This window comes from Mycobacterium sp. (genome assembly GCF_008709575.1).
Lineage (GTDB): Bacteria > Actinomycetota > Actinomycetes > Mycobacteriales > Mycobacteriaceae > Mycobacterium.
In genome coordinates, this window is sequence record NZ_VYIK01000022.1 from 32,833 (window position 1) to 51,261 (window position 18,429).

General features: G+C 67.7%; 18 protein-coding genes, 2 pseudogenes and 1 riboswitch. Of the genes and pseudogenes, 13 read left to right on the forward strand and 7 right to left on the reverse strand.

Annotated elements, in window-relative coordinates; translation table 11 throughout:
* Nucleotides 1-27: 27 nt before the first annotated feature.
* The 4 genes from F6Q13_RS07010 to F6Q13_RS07025 form a co-directional block, all read right to left on the reverse strand.
* On the reverse strand, nt 28-675 hold the full coding sequence (locus tag F6Q13_RS07010) for an LON peptidase substrate-binding domain-containing protein (protein ID WP_293054398.1): 648 nt from the start codon (nt 673-675) through the stop codon (nt 28-30).
* Between the two features lie 140 nt (nt 676-815).
* Entirely contained in the window at nt 816-1,448 is a 633-nt protein-coding gene (locus F6Q13_RS07015) for a superoxide dismutase family protein (protein WP_293054401.1), read from the reverse strand.
* Between the two features lie 27 nt (nt 1,449-1,475).
* The gene (locus F6Q13_RS07020; RefSeq protein WP_293054404.1) at nt 1,476-1,943 is read right to left on the reverse strand and encodes a LytR C-terminal domain-containing protein; all 468 of its coding nucleotides are present in this window, start codon (nt 1,941-1,943) and stop codon (nt 1,476-1,478) included.
* Nucleotides 1,944-2,007: 64 nt separating this feature from the next.
* A complete protein-coding gene (locus tag F6Q13_RS07025; RefSeq protein WP_293054406.1) occupies nt 2,008-2,316 on the reverse strand; it encodes a DUF3263 domain-containing protein in 309 nt (102 codons plus the stop codon).
* Between the two features lie 191 nt (nt 2,317-2,507).
* Between F6Q13_RS07025 and F6Q13_RS07030 the strand changes: the two genes are divergently transcribed.
* From F6Q13_RS07030 to F6Q13_RS20275, 5 genes are all read left to right on the forward strand, one after another.
* Complete coding sequence (locus F6Q13_RS07030; protein WP_293054409.1) at nt 2,508-3,104, forward strand: peptide deformylase; 597 nt, start codon at nt 2,508-2,510, stop codon at nt 3,102-3,104.
* A gap of 32 nt (nt 3,105-3,136) precedes the next feature.
* Nucleotides 3,137-4,018 (forward strand): GNAT family N-acetyltransferase, encoded by an 882-nt coding sequence (locus F6Q13_RS07035; RefSeq protein ID WP_367141217.1) that lies wholly within the window; start codon nt 3,137-3,139, stop codon nt 4,016-4,018.
* 42 nt (nt 4,019-4,060) lie between these two features.
* Nucleotides 4,061-4,903: an exodeoxyribonuclease III gene (locus F6Q13_RS07040; RefSeq protein ID WP_293054454.1), complete on the forward strand. Its 843-nt coding sequence runs from the start codon at nt 4,061-4,063 to the stop codon at nt 4,901-4,903.
* A gap of 136 nt (nt 4,904-5,039) precedes the next feature.
* Entirely contained in the window at nt 5,040-5,465 is a 426-nt protein-coding gene (locus F6Q13_RS07045; protein ID WP_293054456.1) for a hypothetical protein, read from the forward strand.
* Between the two features lie 42 nt (nt 5,466-5,507).
* Complete coding sequence (locus tag F6Q13_RS20275) at nt 5,508-9,962, forward strand: HAD-IC family P-type ATPase (RefSeq protein WP_367141225.1); 4,455 nt, start codon at nt 5,508-5,510, stop codon at nt 9,960-9,962.
* Here F6Q13_RS20275 and F6Q13_RS20280 read toward each other — a convergent pair.
* Nucleotides 9,886-10,119 (reverse strand): annotated as a pseudogene (locus tag F6Q13_RS20280) (hypothetical protein); the annotation flags it as partial. The gene F6Q13_RS20275 and the pseudogene F6Q13_RS20280 overlap by 77 nt on opposite strands.
* On the opposite strand from F6Q13_RS20280, the gene F6Q13_RS07060 reads away from it, so the two are divergent.
* From F6Q13_RS07060 to F6Q13_RS07075, 4 genes are all read left to right on the forward strand, one after another.
* Nucleotides 10,025-10,300: a hypothetical protein gene (locus F6Q13_RS07060; RefSeq protein WP_293054462.1), complete on the forward strand. Its 276-nt coding sequence runs from the start codon at nt 10,025-10,027 to the stop codon at nt 10,298-10,300. The pseudogene F6Q13_RS20280 and the gene F6Q13_RS07060 sit on opposite strands and share 95 nt — an antisense overlap.
* A gap of 67 nt (nt 10,301-10,367) precedes the next feature.
* Nucleotides 10,368-10,478, forward strand: a riboswitch (TPP riboswitch).
* Entirely contained in the window at nt 10,470-12,116 is a 1,647-nt protein-coding gene (gene thiC / locus F6Q13_RS07065; RefSeq protein ID WP_293054414.1) for a phosphomethylpyrimidine synthase ThiC, read from the forward strand. Its footprint overlaps the riboswitch before it by 9 nt.
* Nucleotides 12,113-12,949 carry a bifunctional hydroxymethylpyrimidine kinase/phosphomethylpyrimidine kinase gene (gene thiD / locus F6Q13_RS07070; protein ID WP_293054416.1) on the forward strand — a complete coding sequence of 279 codons (837 nt, stop codon included), beginning with the start codon at nt 12,113-12,115 and terminating at the stop codon, nt 12,947-12,949. The genes thiC and thiD overlap by 4 nt, the downstream gene beginning before the upstream one ends.
* Nucleotides 12,946-13,566, forward strand: coding sequence for an alpha/beta family hydrolase (locus F6Q13_RS07075; protein ID WP_293054419.1), 621 nt, complete (start codon nt 12,946-12,948; stop codon nt 13,564-13,566). The genes thiD and F6Q13_RS07075 overlap by 4 nt, the downstream gene beginning before the upstream one ends.
* Before the next feature lie 13 nt (nt 13,567-13,579).
* Here the strand turns inward: F6Q13_RS07075 and F6Q13_RS07080 are convergent, their stop codons facing one another.
* A complete protein-coding gene (locus F6Q13_RS07080) occupies nt 13,580-14,029 on the reverse strand; it encodes an Hsp20/alpha crystallin family protein (protein ID WP_293054422.1) in 450 nt (149 codons plus the stop codon).
* A 138-nt stretch (nt 14,030-14,167) separates the two neighbouring features.
* On the opposite strand from F6Q13_RS07080, the gene F6Q13_RS07085 reads away from it, so the two are divergent.
* On the forward strand, nt 14,168-14,545 hold the full coding sequence (locus F6Q13_RS07085; RefSeq protein ID WP_293054425.1) for a helix-turn-helix transcriptional regulator: 378 nt from the start codon (nt 14,168-14,170) through the stop codon (nt 14,543-14,545).
* A gap of 79 nt (nt 14,546-14,624) precedes the next feature.
* Entirely contained in the window at nt 14,625-16,109 is a 1,485-nt protein-coding gene (locus F6Q13_RS07090; protein WP_293054428.1) for an NAD(P)/FAD-dependent oxidoreductase, read from the forward strand.
* Nucleotides 16,110-16,144: 35 nt separating this feature from the next.
* Here F6Q13_RS07090 and F6Q13_RS07095 read toward each other — a convergent pair whose 3' ends face one another.
* On the reverse strand, nt 16,145-16,591 hold the full coding sequence (locus F6Q13_RS07095; protein WP_293054431.1) for a nitroreductase family deazaflavin-dependent oxidoreductase: 447 nt from the start codon (nt 16,589-16,591) through the stop codon (nt 16,145-16,147).
* A 216-nt stretch (nt 16,592-16,807) separates the two neighbouring features.
* On the opposite strand from F6Q13_RS07095, the gene F6Q13_RS07100 reads away from it, so the two are divergent.
* Both F6Q13_RS07100 and F6Q13_RS20285 read left to right on the forward strand, forming a co-directional pair.
* The gene (locus tag F6Q13_RS07100; protein ID WP_293054434.1) at nt 16,808-17,059 is read left to right on the forward strand and encodes a hypothetical protein; all 252 of its coding nucleotides are present in this window, start codon (nt 16,808-16,810) and stop codon (nt 17,057-17,059) included.
* A gap of 2 nt (nt 17,060-17,061) precedes the next feature.
* Nucleotides 17,062-17,538: pseudogene (locus F6Q13_RS20285) on the forward strand (helix-turn-helix transcriptional regulator); the annotation flags it as partial.
* Nucleotides 17,539-18,429 lie beyond the last annotated feature (891 nt).

The following is an 18,429-nucleotide window of genomic DNA, read 5'->3' on the forward strand; positions in this document are numbered from 1 at the left end:
CGTTAACCTCGCGCCGCGACACCGTCGTCATTGCGAGAGCTGGAATTCGACCACGGCGGCGATCGATTCGAGGGCATCTCGCAGCGCCGCCAGACGCTGGGCGGCCGACGGTGCGGCGAGAATCTTGTAGCGGTCAGCCGGGCCCACCGGGACGCGCGATGCCAACGAGTACAACCGCGTCCCGGCGTCGGCGTCGTCGCCGCTTCCGAGCAGCACCTCGCGGCCGGGCAACCGGGCACCGCGCGCGGCTGCTATCCGCTCGAACAACGCCAGCAGCTGATCTTCGAGTCTGCGGAGTTGCTCGGCGCGCACCACCGGTCCGGGCTCGTCGGGCCAGGCCCGCACCATCGCGCGCGGGTAAGGCTGGTCGGGCAGCCAGTCGTCGACCCTGATCCGCTCTCCCATCCGGCACCGCAACACATATCGGCCGTCGCCTTGGTCGATGCATTCGGCGATGCGGGCCAGCGCGCCCACATCACAGCGCACCTCGCCTCCGCCGACCTCGCGGCCGCGGGAGATCAGCACGACCCCGAATTGGGGTTCGGCGCTGTGCAGGCAGTCCTGCACCAAAGCCACATAGCGCGGCTCGAAGACGCGCAACGGCAGATCCTCGCCGGGCAGCAGCGCAGATTCGAGCGGAAACATCGCCAGCGGAACAGGACCCGGCCCGATCATGTCAGACCTCCGCCCACCAACGCGTCGAGGACCACCCGCAGGTTTGCGTCGTGGTCCCGGGCGACTCGATGCGGACCACGGCGCGAGCGGAACGGTGCAGTCACCCACACCGCCGGACCGCAGACCGGCTTAGCGGTCTGCTAACCGGCACCGATGACACCGCACGCCACTCGCTTGCCGGCGTCAGCGATGGATTCCGACGCGCCGTGAATGATCAGCGCGGTCCCGGACAACAGGTCGTCTTTGGTGAACGCGTCGGTGGTGGTCACCAGTAGGCCGGCACCGTCATCGCGGATCTGAAGCGAAGTCAGGTCACCGCTGGCAGGTTCTCCGGTGTGCCCGGGCGCCTGGTAATGGCCGCCGGCGGACAGGAAGTTGCCGGGCGCGCCACCACCGGGAGCCACCGAGTTGGGCTCGCACTTGCCGACCTGATGAACGTGCAGGCCGTGAAATCCAGGGGTCAGCTTACCGACGTTGGTCGTCTGCACGGTGACGGTCACATACCCGTTGTTGAACTCGAACTTAGCGGTCGCGACTTCGGTGCCGTCGGGTGTCCTGAGCCGGGTGGTCAAGCTCTCCGACGTCGCCGCGCCGCCCGCGGCCGGCGTACTGGTCGGTTCCGGTGAGCCCGTCCAGATCGACGGCGTGGTCCCCGGCGACTTCGACGGAACCTCGCCCGGCGGCGAACACGCGCTCAGCAGCGCGACCGGGGGGGCAAGTACTCCCAGGGCAATGACAGCGACGACGTTGCGGCTCGCGGCGGGCTTGAACATGTGCAGCAGCCTATCCCGAGGCAACGGCTAGCTCGCGACCACCACGATGACGCCGGGCGGTTGATCGGCGACCTCGGGAATCCGCGGCTCGACCGGGGCCCCCAACAACTTGCCCACCGCCGCGGCTGCTTCCCGCTCGCCGGCAGCGTCGGCGTAATACACCGTGGTCGTCGCGACGGCGGGCAACGACAGGTTGCCGACTTCGGGGACGGTGTAGCCGGCTGCCCGCAGCTGATCGGCGACCCGTCCGGCCGCACCTTCTTGATGGGAGATGTTGTAGACCCGCACGTCAATGTTCGGTGCGGCCGGCTCCGACGGCTTGGACCCGACGGAGCTCGTCGACAAGGTCGCCAGCGCCGAGCCCTCGTCGCCGGCGTTCCCACCCGACCCCATCGCCTGGAAACCGAACAGCAGGAAAATGACGCCGAGAAACAGCAGCACCATCACCATGGCCCGCAGAGGTAGCCCGGCCGAGTCGGGAACGCGCTCAGTCATCGAGGCCACTGTAGTCAGGAGTTCGCCAGAACCGTTACGGACGCGCAGCCCGGCGAGTGAAACCTCAGGTCGGCTCGAAGCCGAGCCGCCGAGCGGCCCGCGCCTTCTGCCGGCTGGCGCGCAGCCGTCGCAGCCGCTTCACCAACATCGGATCCGCCGCCAACGCCTCGGGCCGATCGACCAATGCGTTGAGGACCTGGTAGTACCGCGTCGCTGACATCGAGAAAAGCTCTTTGATGGCTTCTTCTTTGGCGCCGGCATATTTCCACCATTGGCGCTCGAACGCCAGAATGTCATGCTCGCGACGAGTTAACCCGTCCGCGATTTCAGAGTCGTCCCCCGATCGATGAGCCCGCGCCATAGCGCTATCCATATCGCTTCCTCGACCCTTTCGGCGAATTCTTGAATACTCGCTGTTCCGGCGCATATTCAACCACGCCGGTAACTGTCGACCCGTTACCTTGGCCCGCGAGTCGCTGGGCTAATACTGCGCGGCCGCGTTGCCGGCGTACTCCTCCCGCCGCCGCACGGCGGGCATCCTCGGACCGCTTAAGCTTGCTGATCGTGGCAGTCGTTCCCATTCGCATCGTGGGCGATCCGATCCTGCGCACCCCTACCCGACCAGTAGCGGTGAATGCTGACGGTTCGCTGCCCGCCGATCTGGCCGAGTTGATCAGCACGATGTACGAAACCATGGACGCCGCCCACGGAGTCGGCCTGGCCGCCAACCAGATCGGCGTGGGAATGCGGCTGTTCACCTACGACTGCCCCGAGGACGTCGGACAATCGACGCGGCGCCGGGGCGTGGTCATCAATCCGGTGTTGGAAACCTCCGAAGTGCCCGAGACCATGCCCGATCCGGATCACGACGACGAAGGTTGCCTGTCGGTGCCCGGCGAATCATTCCCGACCGGACGGGCGAAGTGGGCCAGAGTCACCGGAGTCGACGCCGACGGCAACCCGATCGCCGTGGAGGGCACCGGACTCTTCGCACGGATGCTGCAGCACGAAACCGGCCACCTCGACGGCTTGCTGTATCTGGACCGGCTGGTCGGCCGGCATGCCCGCGCCGCCAAGCGGGCGGTCAAATCGCATGGGTGGGGTGTTCCCGGTCTGTCCTGGACTCCGGGCGAGGGACCGGATCCGTTCGGCCACCGATGATGACCCTTCCCCGTGTCGGCAGCAGGGTCAGCGTGCGGTACCGCCGGCCTCCGGGGTCTATTCCGGCGTTGTCCGACGCGGTGGGCTACCTTGTGCAGGTCGATCCAACCGTGCGGGTGCAGACTCGCCACGGCGAGGTGGTCGAATTCGCCGCCGCCGACGTGCTGACGGTGCGCCGGCTAACCGATGTGCCGGTGCGTAATTCGCAGATCCGCGCGGTCGAACACGCCGCGGCGCTGGCATGGCCGGGCGTGCAGCAGCACTGGATCGACGGCTGGTTGCTGCGCGCCGGCCATGGAGCCACGCTGCGCGCCAACTCTGCTGTGCCGCTGCAGATCGGTGCATCCATGGACACGGTGCCGGCGATTGCGGACTGGTACTCCCAGCGCGGCCTCGTCCCGCGGCTGGCAATCCCGGATCGGCTGATCCCACTGGAGATCGACACCCCGATCGAATGCGAAACCCGCATGCTGGTCCGTGAGCTGACGAGCGTGACGCCGCCGTCACGCGAGGCGTCGACCGTAACGCTGGCGTCACGGCCGAGCCGGCAGTGGCTGGACTGCTATGCGCGCGACGTCCCGGTCGACGTGCTCACCGCCGTCGTAGGCGGCGACGTCGTCTTCGCCATCCTCAACGACACCGCGGTGGGGCGCGCATCGGTCACCCGGGCACCCGACGGCACTCGCTGGCTGGGCCTGTCGGCGGTGCGGGTCGCGCCCGACGCCCGGGGCAAGGGTCACGCCAAGGCGGTCTGCGCTGCCCTGCTGGCGTGGGGGATTGATCACGGCGCCACCCGCGGCTATGCGTACGTCGCCGATGGCCGCCCGGACACGGCGGCCGCACTCGGCCTTTTCGGGTCACTGGACTTCACCGCGCAGCACCGGTGCCGCTACCTGGCGGTCGCACCCCGCTAGAGTCGAGAGATGCCCGAGGGCGTGGTTGACGGCAGTGCCCCGCTGCGGCTGGCCACCTGGAACGTCAACTCGATTCGCGCGCGCCTGGACCGCGTCCTGGAGTGGCTGACCCGTGCCGAGGTCGACGTGTTGGCCATGCAGGAAACCAAATGCTCCGACGACCAGTTCCCGGCACTGCCGTTCGTAGGGCTCGGCTACGAGGTGGCACATTGGGGCTTCGATCAGTGGAACGGGGTGGCGATCGCCTCGCGGGTCGGCCTGCGCGACGTCGAGGTCGGCTTCGACGGCCAGCCACCCTGGAGCGGCACGCCGCGGGGTGCGGCGGCGGCCACGACGGAAGCCCGCGCGATAGCCGCCACCTGCGGCGGCGTGCGGGTGTGGAGCCTGTACGTGCCCAACGGCCGCACCCTGGATGATCCGCATTACGCCTATAAACTCAACTGGCTTGCCGCGCTGCGCGATAACGCTGCGCGGTGGCTGCGCGACGATCCTTCCGCACAGATCGCACTGGTCGGCGACTGGAACATTGCACCCACCGACGACGACGTCTGGAGCGTCGAGTACTTCCGGGGCTGCACCCATGTCTCCGAGCCGGAACGCGCGGCGTTCAACGCGTTCATCGAGGCGAAATTCACCGACGTCGTGCGGCCGTTTACCCCCGGACCCGGCGTGTACACCTACTGGGACTACACCGCGCTGCGGTTCCCGAAAAAACAGGGAATGCGCATCGACTTCATCCTCGCCTCACCGGCTTTGGCGGCGCGGGTCGTCGATGCCCAGATCGTCTACGAGCAACGCAAAGGCAAATCGCCGAGCGATCACGCGCCGGTGCTGGTCGATCTCCGCACGGACGACGCGCCCCGGGTCACCGCCGAGAATAATTAAGGGAATCGCTCGACATTGGCGACGACATTGGAGACGACATTGGAGACGACATTGGAGACGACATTGGAGAATTTTGCCGGTTTACCGCTGTACAAGCGCCGCTAATCTGGGAACAATGTACCGGCAAGGAGTCATGATGGGTGTCGACGGCGTGGCGCGCAACATAGGCCGAACAGTTGCGCGGGCCGCCACCGTGACCACCGCGGCGGCCGGCGCGGTGGGCGGTGCCACGGTCGACGGCATCATCGGCGGGGTGGCCGGAACGGTCGCCGGTGTGCAACGCGGGATCAGCAAAGGCAGTCGGTCCACGCCGGCGGCCGCGTTGACCTTCGGCGCTCTTGGCATCGCCGGGCTGGTCGAGTGGCCGGTGCTGTTAGCGGTCGGCGGCGGTGTGTTGTTGCTTCGGCAGCTCAGCCTGCGGCGCGACGGCCCGGCCGCCCGGTCGAACTCGGCGCCCACCGAGTCCGCGCCGTCGATGCAATCCGGGGCGCGCCGCAGCGCCCCGGCCAAGCAGGCGGCAGCCCGGCCGCCGCGCGGCAGCCAGTCGAGCGGCCGCCGCTAGTCCGCCTTGAGTACCGTCGGATCCGTGCGACGATCCTGGCCGCTGCGCGCCGTGGCGGCAGGCGTTCGAACCGTGGGGTCGGCGGCTTCCGCCGGCCTGAGCATCGCCGCCATCCCGGTTCGGGAAGGAGTCCGGGCGCTGTCGGGCGACCTGCCCGCGCCGCCCCTGACCCGGCATTGCTGGCGGGGCGGTAACCGTGCCTGGATCGAAGTGCGCGGGCTGGACCGCCCGGACGGTGCGCAACGGGGCCGCGCCGTGCTCGACGCGGTCTGCGGCCATCCCGCCGTGACCTCGGCGACCCTGAACCGCCCGTTGTCGCGCATCGTCGTTCATCTCAACGGCACTCCCGCGTCGCTGCGCGAGCTGTGCAGGATCATCGATGAGGCCGAGCAGGGTTACCCGCCCGCCGGTGCGGGCCTGCGAGATCGCGGTCGGGCAGCCCGCCCGCAGCCGCTGCCCGGTGACGGCCTGGTGCTGGCGGCCAAAGTCGTGGGGACGGGCGCCACCGCCGTCGGGATGGGTGTGGCGCTCGCGGGTTGGGCACTGCGCTGGCCGCGACTGCCCGCCGGCATTGAAGCGGCCGTCACAGCCGTCGACTACCAGCCGCGGCTGCGTCGTCTGCTCGAGGACCGGATCGGTCCTGGCGCCACCGACACCGTGCTGACCATCGCCATGACGGTCGCCCACGTCGTGTCGATCGCGCCGGCGTCGCTGGCGGTGGATCTGATGATGGAAATGGTCAAAACCGCCGAATGCCGCGCCGAAGCGCAGGCGTGGCGGCGATACGAACCAGTACTGGCCCGCCACGCCGAGCACGGCGATCCCTGCCCGCCGTCGCGCCCGGTGCCGCCGCCGGACGGGCTAGCCGTCCGGCACGCTCGGCGCAGCGCCTGGGTGCAGGCCGCCGGTGCCCTGCTGATCGGTGCGAGCACCCGCAGCCTCGACAGGGCCTCGACGGCGGTGTTGGTGGCTACACCGAAGGCGATGCGCACCACCCGGGAGGCCTTCGCGGCGACGCTGGGCCAAGGGTTGGCCGACCGGCATGCGGTGCTGCCGTTGCGTCCGGAGAGTCTGCGCCGGCTCGAGCGGATCGACGTGCTGCTCGTCGACCCGCGAGTACTGTGCGGCGACAGCTTGCGTGTCGTGCGGGTCCGCGGCGCCGGCGACGGTGCGCTGTCGGCAGCGTGGGACCACGCGCAGGCGTTGCTGTCCGATCCCGGCCTGCGGCCGGGCTGGCATGCGGTCGACGGCTCGGCGCACAGTAAGTCCCGATCGCGGGTCGAGGCGCTGATCGCGCCCACGCACGATCCGTTGGCACCGGCCGTACTGGCCGAGGCGCGCCGGTGCGGTCTGGACCTGGTCTCGGTCGCCGTCGACGCGCTGGGTGAGCTGTGTCCCGCCTTCGACGAGCTGCGGCCGGGCGGCGGATCGATCGACGACGTCCTCACCGCAGCACTGGCCGACCTGCAACGGGCGGGCCGCACTGTCGCCGTGTTGTCCTCGGCCGGCGCGCAGGCATTGTCTTCCGCCGACCTGGGGCTCGGGGTCATGCCCGACGCCGGACCGCCGCCGTGGACCGCGGATCTGATCGTGGCCGATCTCGCGGGCGCCTGGCGGGTGCTGCACGCGCTGCCCGCGGCCAGGACGGCGAACCGGCGCGGGGTGGAGATATCCACGGGCGCGTCGGCGCTGGGTGCGCTGCTGATGCTGCCGGGTGTCCGCGGACGGGGCCCGGGCCCGGTCACCACCGGCGCGGCGGCGGGCTTGCTCTCCGGCTCGTTGTTAGCCCGCGCAGTGCTGCGCGCGCCCACGCCGCAGCCGGCGCCCATGCAGGAATGGCACGCGATGTCCGTCGAGCAGGTCCGCCGGCTGTTGCCGCCGCCGGAACCCGCTGAATCGGCCGGGCACGGTCGCCGGCGGCTGACCGGTCGCACGCTGGCGGCGGCCCGGCGCGGGGTGCAGATCACCGGGCGGCCCCGGCGGCTGGTCTGGCGATTCGCCAACGCCGTCCGCGCCGAGCTGTCCGACCCGCTGACTCCGGTACTGGCGCTCGGGTCGGCGGCCAGCGCGGTGCTGGGGTCACCGGTCGATGCGGTGCTGGTCGGTTCGGTGCTGACCGGAAACGCCATGCTCGCCGCCAGTCAGCGACTGCGTGCCGAGAGCCGGCTCGACCAGCTGCTGCAGCAGCAGGTCCCGCCGGCCCGAAAGGTGACGCCCGGACCCGACGGCGCGCCCAGGTACACCGACGTGGTCGCGGCGCAGCTGCGCCCCGGGGACGTGATCGAGGTACGCACCCACGAGGTGGTGCCCGCCGACGCCCGGCTGGTCGAGGAAGACGACCTCGAGGTCGACGAATCGACGCTGACCGGCGAGTCGCTGCCGGTGGAAAAGCAGATCGAGGCCACCCCCGGTGCGGAGCTGGCCGAGCGCCGCTGCATGCTGTTCGCCGGCACCTCCGTCGTGGCCGGCACAGCCGTGGCTCTGGTGACCGCGGTCGGCGACGAAACCCAGGCGCGCCGCGCGGCCCAGCTGGCTTCCGGCGAGCTGGCCCCGATCGGTCTGCAACACCAGCTGAGCCAGCTCACCAACCGCGCGTTCCCGGTCAGCATGGCCGGTGGTGCTCTGGTCAGCGCACTGGGCTTAGTGCGCAGCAAGGGCTTGCGCCAGGCCGTGGCCAGCGGCATCGCCGTCAGCGTGGCGGCGGTGCCGGAGGGGATGCCGCTGGTCGCGACCCTCGCCCAGGCGGCGTCAGCACGGCGCTTGACGAATTTCGGGGCGCTGGTGCGCATCCCGCGCTCGGTGGAGGCGCTCGGCCGGGTGGACGTGGTCTGCTTCGACAAGACCGGGACACTGTCGGAGAACCGCCTGAGGGTCGTACGCGTGCATCCCGCCCCCGGATACTCCCCCGAAGACGTGTTGCGTTACGCGGCGCATGCCGCACCGGTCGCCAACGGCGGAACCCAGGCGCATGCCACCGACCGCGCCATCATCGAGGCGGCGCTGTCCAACGGTGCCGTGTCCGGCTCGGCGCCGGCCACCGAACCCGACGCGCATCTGCCGTTCCGGTCCGGTCGATCGTTTTCGGCCTCGGTGTCCGGCGACGAGCTGACCGTCAAAGGTGCGCCCGAAGTGGTGCTGGCTGCCTGCCACGACGCCGACGCCGGCCTGCAACACACCGTGCGACAACTGGCGGCCGAAGGATTGCGGGTGATCGCCGTCGCACGACGCCGGCTGACTCCCGAACACGCCCGGCGCGTGCAGGACGACGAAGACGCCATCGAGACCATGTGCGACGACGGGTTGTCGTTGGCGGGATTGCTGGGCCTGGCCGACACCGCCCGCGCCGAAGCGCCGGAGCTGCTGGCGAACCTGCGCCGCCGCGACGTCGACATCCGGCTGATCACCGGTGATCACCCGATCACCGCCACCGCGATCGCCGCCGAGCTGGGCATGCCGGTGACCCCTGACCGGGTCATCAGCGGCGCTGAGTGGGATGCCATGTCGCGCAAGGATCAAGAGCGCGCCGTGGCCGAGCGGGTGATCTTCGCGCGGATGTCCCCGGAGAACAAAGTCGCGATCGTCCAAACACTCGAACGCACCGGGCGGGTGTGTGCGATGGTCGGCGACGGCTCCAACGATGCAGCCGCCATCCGGGCCGCCACCGTCGGTCTGGCGGTCGTCGCCCGCAGCAGCGACCCGGCCCGCACCGCCGCCGACGTAGTGCTGGTCGACGGCCGCATCGAAGCGCTGCTGGCTGCCATCGACGAAGGCCGTGAACTCTGGCGACGGGTTCAGGCAGCGGTATCGGTGCTGCTCGGCGGCAATGCCGGCGAGGTCGGCTTCGCCGTCATCGGCAGCGCGATCACCGGGAGCTCGCCGCTCAACACCCGCCAGCTGCTGCTGGTGAACATGCTCACCGATGCGCTGCCGGCCGCTGCGCTGGCCGTGAGCCCAACGACCGGTTCGAGTGACCGCGACGGACGCGGGCCCGACCAGCGCGCGCTGTGGCGTGCGGTGGCGATCCGTGGCACGACGACCGCGGCCGCCGCGACCGCGGCCTGGACCATGGCCGGCTTCACCGGTCGTCCCCAGCGCGCGTCCACGGTGGCGCTGGTCGCGCTGGTGACCGCCCAGCTCGGGCAGACGCTGCTGGACTCACACGCCCCGTTGGTCGTCGGCACCGCGCTGGGCTCTCTGGCGGCGATGGGGACGCTGATCAGCATCCCGGGCGTCAGCCAGCTGCTTGGCTGTACTCCGCTGGGGCCACTGGCCTGGGCGCAGGGGCTGGCATCGGCAGGGGTGGCGACTGTCGCCGTGGCCGTGGGGACCCGCCTGCTGTCGGATCAGCGGACGCCGATGCCACAGATCGACCGCTCGATCCAACCTGCACCACTCCCGCCCGCCAAAGCACCGCATATAACTCGGTTAGCGGAATGGTCAGCAAGGAAGCAAGCTCGGCAGCCAGCAGGTCGGCGAAGCGGTCGGTCGTCGACATAGTCCTGACAGTGACCGACGAACCCGGCCGGGCGGCAAAGTCCACATTAAGGAAAGGCAAAACAATGGTGGAAAGTAAGTCGCGCCGCAGCACGTCCCAGCGCGCGGCCGTCGAACACATCCGCGCAGGCGAGAGCTTCTTCGTGAACGTGCCGATCATCGGGCGACTGGAAGTGCCGCGTCCGGAGGAGTTGGCCTATTACGGCGGCTTAGCGGCACTGGCGGCCTTCGAGCTGATCGACTGGCCGGTGGCGCTGGTCATCGCGGCCGGGCACCTTCTGGCCAGCAACCATCACAACCGGATCCTCGAGGAGCTCGGCGAAGCTATCGAAGAGGTCTGATGCGGGTCGGCGCATGCCGGTGCGCTGCGCTAGCGTGGAAGGACGCGCCGGTCACCGCCGGCGCCCACAGAAAAACCGCGGGAGCGCACACCGAGTGTGCTGAGAGGACGGCTCGGGGCCGTCGACCGTACGAACCTGACCGGGTAATGCCGGCGTAGGGAGATGACATATGACCAGCGTGTTTTCCGGAACTGTCGGACCATCCGTGACCACCGGCCCCATCGCGGGCAGCAGCAAAATCTACCGTGATCTCGACGCCGTTCCCGGAGCGCGGGTGCCGTTTCGGCGGGTGCACCTGTCCAACGGCGAGCACTTCGACCTCTACGACACGTCCGGTCCCTACACCGACCCCGACGCCACGATCGACCTCCACCGCGGGTTGGCGCACCGCCCGGGGGTGGTGCGCGACCGCGGCACCCAGCTGCAGCGAGCCCGAGCCGGGGAGATCACCGCCGAGATGGCGTTCATCGCCGCGCGCGAGGACGTGCCGGCCGAACTGGTGCGTGACGAAGTCGCCCGCGGCCGCGCGGTGATCCCGGCCAACCACAACCACCCCGAAAGCGAGCCGATGATCATCGGCAAAGCGTTTGCGGTCAAAATCAACGCCAACATCGGCAACTCGGCGGTGACCAGCTCGATCGCCGAAGAGGTCGACAAGATGGTGTGGGCCACCCGCTGGGGGGCCGACACGATCATGGATCTGTCCACCGGCCGCGACATCCACGAGACCCGGGAGTGGATTCTGCGCAACTCGCCGGTGCCGGTCGGCACCGTGCCGATCTATCAGGCGCTGGAGAAGGTCAAGGGCGATCCGACCAAACTGACCTGGCCGATCTACCGCGACACCGTGATCGAACAATGCGAGCAAGGTGTCGACTACATGACCGTGCACGCCGGGGTGCTGCTGCGGTACGTGCCGCTGACCGCCAAGCGGGTCACCGGCATCGTGTCCCGCGGAGGTTCCATCATGGCCGCCTGGTGCCTGGCGCATCATCAGGAGTCGTTCCTCTACACCAACTTCGAGGAACTGGCCGACATTTTCGCCCGCTACGATGTGACGTTCTCACTCGGCGACGGTCTGCGCCCCGGATCGATCGCCGACGCCAACGACGCCGCGCAATTCGCCGAGCTGCGCACCCTGGGCGAGCTGACCAAAATCGCGAAAGCCCATGGCGCACAAGTGATGATCGAAGGTCCAGGGCACATCCCGATGCACAAGATCGTCGAAAACGTCCGGTTGGAAGAGGAGCTGTGCGAGGAAGCGCCGTTCTACACGCTGGGTCCGCTGGCCACCGACATCGCTCCGGCCTATGACCACATCACCTCGGCGATCGGGGCGGCGATCATCGCGCAGGCCGGCACCGCGATGCTGTGCTACGTGACCCCCAAGGAGCATCTGGGCTTGCCGGACCGCAAAGACGTCAAGGACGGAGTGATCGCTTACAAAATCGCGGCGCACGCAGCCGATCTGGCCAAAGGCCACCCGCGGGCTTCCGAACGCGACGACGCCTTGAGCAGGGCGCGGTTCGAGTTCCGCTGGCACGACCAGTTCGCGTTGTCGCTCGATCCCGACACCGCGCGCGAATTTCACGACGAGACGCTGCCGGCCGAACCGGCCAAGACCGCGCACTTCTGCTCGATGTGTGGGCCCAAGTTCTGCTCGATGCGCATCACTCAGGATGTCCGCGACTATGCGACCGAGCACGGCCTGGACAGCGAGGAAGCCATCGAAGCGGTCCTGCAAAGAGGAATGGCGGAAAAATCACGCGAGTTCGCCGAGCATGGCAATCGGGTGTATCTGCCTTTGACCCAGTGAACTTCCTGCCGCTGGCACCGGCAGGGACGACACCGCTGCGGGTGCTGGCCATCGCCGGCTCGGACTCCGGCGGCGGCGCCGGTATCCAGGCCGACATCCGCACCTGCAGCCTGCTGGGCCTGCATACGCTGTGCGCGGTGACCGCGGTGACCGTGCAGAATTCGCTGGGTGTGCAGGGTTTTCACCAGGTCCCCGGCGAGGTGATCGCCGCCCAGATCGAGGCGGTGTGCCGTGACATCGGGCTGCAGGCGGCCAAGACCGGCATGCTGCCATCCGCCGAGATCATCGTCGCCGTCGCCGACGCCTGGCGGGCCCACGGCTCTGACGCACCACTCGTGGTCGACCCGGTGTGCGCGTCGATGCACGGTGATCCGCTGCTGCATCCCAGCGCACTGGATTCGCTTCGCCATGAGCTGTTTCCGCTCGCGACGCTGGTCACACCCAATCTGCACGAGGTACGACTGCTGGTTGACATCGAGGTCACCGACTCGAAATCACAGGCCGAAGCCGCCCGCGCCCTGCACGCACTGGGGCCGCAATGGGCGCTGGTCAAGGGCGGGCATCTGCGCGACGCGAACCACAGCACCGATGTGCTCTACGACGGCAAAGATTTTCACGAGTTCACGTCGGTGCGGGTAGACACCAGTCACGACCACGGTGCCGGTGACACATTGGCCGCCGCGACGGCTTGCGCTCTGGCGCATGGCTACCCGGTGCCGGACGCGGTCGCGTTCGCCAAGGGTTGGGTGACCGAATGCCTGCGTGCCTCCTATCCGCTCGGCCACGGGCACGGCCCGGTGTCCCCGTTGTTCCGGCTAACCCAGGCGCTATGAGTCTCGATCAGATCGGCGGCGTCGCGCACAAACCGGCCGGAATCCCCGCCGGCGTGGCGGTATTGACCCACGGCGCCGGCGGCAGCCGAGAATCGCCCTTGCTGCAACGGGTTTGTGACGAGTGGGCACGGCGCGGCTGGCTGGCAGTGCGCTACAACCTGCCGTATCGGCGACGACGGCCCACCGGCCCGCCGTCGGGCTCCGCCGCGACAGATCGTGCCGGCATCGTGGCAGCGATCACGCTCTGCCGTGGCCTTGCCGACGGTCCGCTCGTCGCCGGTGGCCATTCCTACGGAGGTCGGCAGACCTCACTGGTGCTGGCCGACTCGGACACGGTGCCGGTGAACGTGTTGATGTTGTTCTCCTACCCGCTGCATCCACCCGGTAAGCCGGAACGCGCCCGCACCGAGCATCTGCCGGACATCGCGGTGCCGACGGTGTTCATCCACGGCACGTCCGACCCGTTCGGCACCATCGATGAGTTGCGTACCGCCGCGGCGCTGATCCCCGCGACAACGGAGATCGTCGAGATCACCGGCGCGCGACACCCCCTGGACTCGAAGACCCTCGAGGTGCCTGCGTTGGCGGTCGACGCCGCGTTGCGGTTGCTGCGGTGAGTCGCCGGTTCAGTCAGGCGTCGACCAGTCCCCGCTCGGCGGGCTTGTCATCGCGGGCGCTGTGCCCGTTGCCGCGGCCGATGGCGATCTTGCGCGGCTTGGCCCGTTCGGCGACCGGGATACGCAGCCGCAGAACTCCGTCGTGGTAGGACGCCTCGATGTTGTCGGTGTCGAGGTTCTCGCCGAGGACCAGTTGCCGGCTGAACACCCCACGCGGGCGCTCGGCGGCCAGCATCTCCCGATCCGGGTCTACCGCGGGACGCTCAGCGCGCACGGTCACCACATTGCGTTCGATGTCGAGGTCCAGGGCGTCTTCCTTGATGCCCGGAAGATCGAACTCGACAACGAACTCATCACCGTGGCGCCAGGCATCCATCGGCATCGCCGCTGGGCGGGCCGCGGTGCCCGGCACTTGCTGCGTGAGGCGGTCCAGTTCGCGGAACGGGTCGGTGCGCATCAGCATGGTGGTCACCTTTGACTCTCCAATCCTCTACCAGAAGTTGCCTATAATCTGTGTCATATAGGACAGATTTGATATATCATACGGATTAAGAGAACGCAAGATTGATAAGTAGGATTTCTTTAGTGCGAGGCAAGGATGATGACCGATCGACCCGACAACGTGGGTGCGCCTTCGCCCGGCCAGGGGGTGTACGGGATTTCCGTGGCCGCCGAACTGTCCGGCATCCCGGTACAGTCGCTGCGCCTCTACGAGCGCCATGGCCTGCTCCGGCCGGCCCGCAGTGACGGTGGAACCCGTCGCTATAGCGCCGACGACCTGACCCGCCTGCGGCGTATCAGTGAACTGGTGGCCGCCGGTGTCAACCTGGCCGGCATCGCCCGCATCCTCGACCTCCAAGACGACAATGCCGCCCTGCTGGCTGCCAACTCCTATCTAAAAGCCCGCGTCGCGGACCGCAAGCCGAAGAAGTCGAAGAGCAAGAGCTCCGAGGGTAAGACGCAGGGTCCGGGCCCGTGATGCGCAAGGCCGGGGCTCGCCGCCGCTATGATCGGCGACAAGCCCACCAACGACTTACTCTGGAGTACGGGACGGTCTAATGACTGCCGAGCAATACGACGTCGTCATCGTGGGGGCCGGCTTCGGCGGTATCGGCGCGGCGATCCAGCTCAAGCGACTCGGCTACGAGAATTTCGTCATCCTGGATCGCGAGGCCGATCTGGGCGGAACCTGGCACGTCAACCGCTACCCCGGCCTGGCCGTCGACATCCCGTCGACCACCTACTCCTACTGGTTCGAGCCCAACCCGAACTGGTCACGCTTGTTTGCCACCGGCCCCGAGCTCAAGCAGTACGCCGAGCACGTCGCCGACAAGTACGACGTACGCCGCTACATGCGCTTTAACACGACCGTGGAAGGCGCCCGCTGGGACGAGGACGCACAACAGTGGCGGGTAGCCCTGGCCGGGGGCCAAACGCTGGCCACGCGCTTTCTGATCACCGCGACCGGCTTCCTCTCGCAACCGCACACCCCGGACATCCCCGGCATCGGCAGCTTCGACGGCAAGGTGATCCACACCACGGCGTGGGACGACAGCTACGCCTTCGAGGGCCGTCGGGTCGGCTTGATCGGGACCGGAGCCACCGCGATCCAACTCATCCCCGAGCTGGCCAAGACCGTCGCCGATCTGACGGTCTATCAGCGCACCGCGATTTGGGTCGCTCCCAAACTGGACTTCCGGATCTCCCCGGCCGTGCAGCGACTCTTCGCCCGGGTGCCGCTGACCCAGCGGGCACTGCGGTGGGTCACCGACAATCTGCTGGAGTTCATGACCTTTACCGGCGTGCTGAACTACCGCGCCTTTCGGCGGCTGTCCGTCGCCGCGATGGATCTGTGCAAAATCCACCGGTTTGTGCAGGTTCGTGACAAAGAACTACGGCGCAAGCTGACCCCCGACTACGACATAGGTTGCAAACGGCCGAGTTGGTCGAACGACTACTACCGCAGCTTCACCAAACCGCATGTGCACCTGGAAACCAACGGCATCGATCACATCGAGCCCGATGGCATTGTCACCAACGACGGCCACAAGACCGTCATCGACACCTTGGTGCTGGCCACCGGCTTCGACTTGTGGGACGCCAACTTCCCCGCTATCGAAGTGATCGGTCGACAGGGACGCAACCTTGGAAAATGGTGGCGGGAGAACAGGTTCCAGGCCTACCAGGGGGTGTCCATCCCGTACTTCCCCAACTACCTGAGCCTGGCCAGCCCGTACGCCTTTTGCGGGCTGTCGTTCTTCAACACCATGGAATACCAGATGCGCCACATGGACCGGCTCTTCGGCGAGGTCAAACGCAGGGGTGCAACCACTTTCGAGGTTACCGAAGAGGCCAATGCCCGTTTCCTGGATAGGATGACCCGGCACCTGGGCGGCTCGGTGTTCTACGCCGGCGACTGCGCCACGTCGCGGTCGTACTACTTCAACCACAGCGGCGAGGCGACTCTGTTGCGGCCCACCTCGGTGCGCAACGCGGTACGGGACGGCTCACGGTTCCCGTTGGAGGACTACGCGATCGCCTAAGGGGCGCCGCCGCAAGAGTTTCCGGGTCACCGCCGTCAGGGCGCCCCGCGTGCTTCGCTCAACCGGAACACCGGATGTTTGGCCGCTTCATCGACGAATGCCGTGTCCGGGTCGTCGGGACCGGCGTCGAAGTAGGGCCGGGTGACGGCGACTGCGCGAACGTAACGGTGCAGCACCGGTCCGGCGATAGCAGCAGCGACCTCCTCGGCGCGAAGCCGCCTCCGTTGACGTCCCCGGCGCAGTTCAACCGTCGGATTGGCGCGCACGTTATGCACCCACGACACAGTGCCGTAGGGCGCGACCAGCCAGCGGTCTGTGCCGTGTTCGACCAGCGTCACTGGGGTGGTGCGGAGCCGCCCGCTGCGACGTCCCCGCGTGGTCATCAGATACGTCGACCTGGGGCCGACGCCGGCCTTGAGCAAGACCGTCATGATGCTGTTGACCGCGCGTCGCGCCGGACCGAGCCGGTAGGTGCGTGCCATGACGGCATTCTGTCAAGCCCGGGCTCTTCCGGTCATGACAACGCCGGCCTGCATCACAGTCCACGCCAGCCGCTCGCGGGCATCCGACTGTGGAACGGGGGCGGGCAGTTCGTGTCCATCGGTTGGCTCGGCACCCCAGTGTTCCAGCGCTACAAACCATTGACGATGGTTCGTGTTTTTTATTACTCTTGACTAACCGCAAGAGAAATGAGGATCATGAACAGTGACATCGCGGACATCGCGAACTGGGCACGGTCGCAGGGATGGACGGTTGTTGACGACTCGAAGGGCTATACGCGGTTCTACGACCCTCAGCGCGTCTACATCACGAGCTACCCCGCCACACCTAGCAACCCGTACCGGCGGCAGCGAGACCTCGTGGTGGCACTGAAGAAGCCGGGGCTACCGTGGCCAGCGCCAAGCAAGAAGGAACAACGCGCGCAACGCAAGAAGGGAGACGCGAAGTGACGATCACCAGCGATTGGGTCATCACGTTCACGTTCGACGTCGACCCTTCCATGGAGACGATGGATGAGTGGGAGTCGAGGTTGGAAAGCTTCAACGCATCGGTTGCGCGGATCCCGGGCCGCGGCGTCGTTGATGTCACGGTGTACGCGCACGGCGATCTGACCATGGTCGATGCGATCAATAAGACGATCAACGAGGTTGCCCATGTAGTCCAGTCCGGGGCGCCGGTCGGCCTTGAGGTCGTCACCGAGCTTGAGCACGCACGTCGCGCCGAGGCGCCAACGATGCCTGAGCTGATGAGCGCCGCGGAGATCGCCGACGAGCTCGGTGTCCGCCGGCAACGCGTACACCAGTTACGCCAGAACCCTGCGTTCCCGGCGCCGCTCGCCGAGTTACGCGGCGGTGCGGTGTGGGACGCCGCCGCAGTGCGCAAGTTCAAGGAGGAATGGGAGCGCAGGGCGGGCCGCCCTCGGAGTGGGTTGCAGAGTTTGGGAAGGCAAGAGCGGGAAGCCTGCCTGATCGCTGAGCGAGCCCTCGGGGCAGTGGCCGAAGCGTGGGATGGTGGCGGCCGCCAGGGTGCCGTGGATGCGATGCTGACACTTCGCGACGGTCGTAAGGCGGCGTTCGAGGTGACTAACTTGGCGGCCAAGGATGCGCTGCACACCGCGAGTTTGCTTGCCCGCGAAAACCACAGATGGCCACTTCCCGGTAAGTGGTTTTGGAGAATCGACGTTGGTTCCGTCGAAGACCTCCGAAGACTCAAAGCGACCTACGAGAAAATCATCCTGCTCTGTGAAGCGGCCGGCGAACCAGACCCCCGACGGATAGGTTGGGACCCATCAGCGGATCCGGACTTGCAGTGGTTAGTTCGGTCGAAATCCACCCTGTGGGGTCACCCGGAACTCCTTGCGAAGGACATGCCAAACCCGGGCGCAACGGTCGTGTCGGCGTCAGGCGGCGGTGTCATTGACCACTCGATGTCGGGCTTTGCCGCTGAGCTCGGTAAAGCCTTCAAAAGCCCGCATATTTCCCGGCATTTCCGCAAACTCGCCGAGGTTGACGCTGACGAACGCCACCTGTTCATTGCGCTTCACGACAGCGCCTTGCCATTCAGCGTTGCCGCGGAACTGATGTTCGAAGAAGAGTCGCTCCCGCCCGAGCCGCCGCCCGTTCCGGATTACGTCACGCACGTTTGGCTGGCGCCGGCGTTCTCTCGCAGGGTGTTGCTGTGGAGCAGAGGAAAGGGTTGGGAGAGCTTCTCTCCCTACGAGCACGCGAAATAGCAGCCAATGACATTGACGCCGGGGATAGCTAGAACGTGGTGGCCAGGGGCGGGATCGAACCGCCGACCTTCCGCTTTTCAGGCGGAC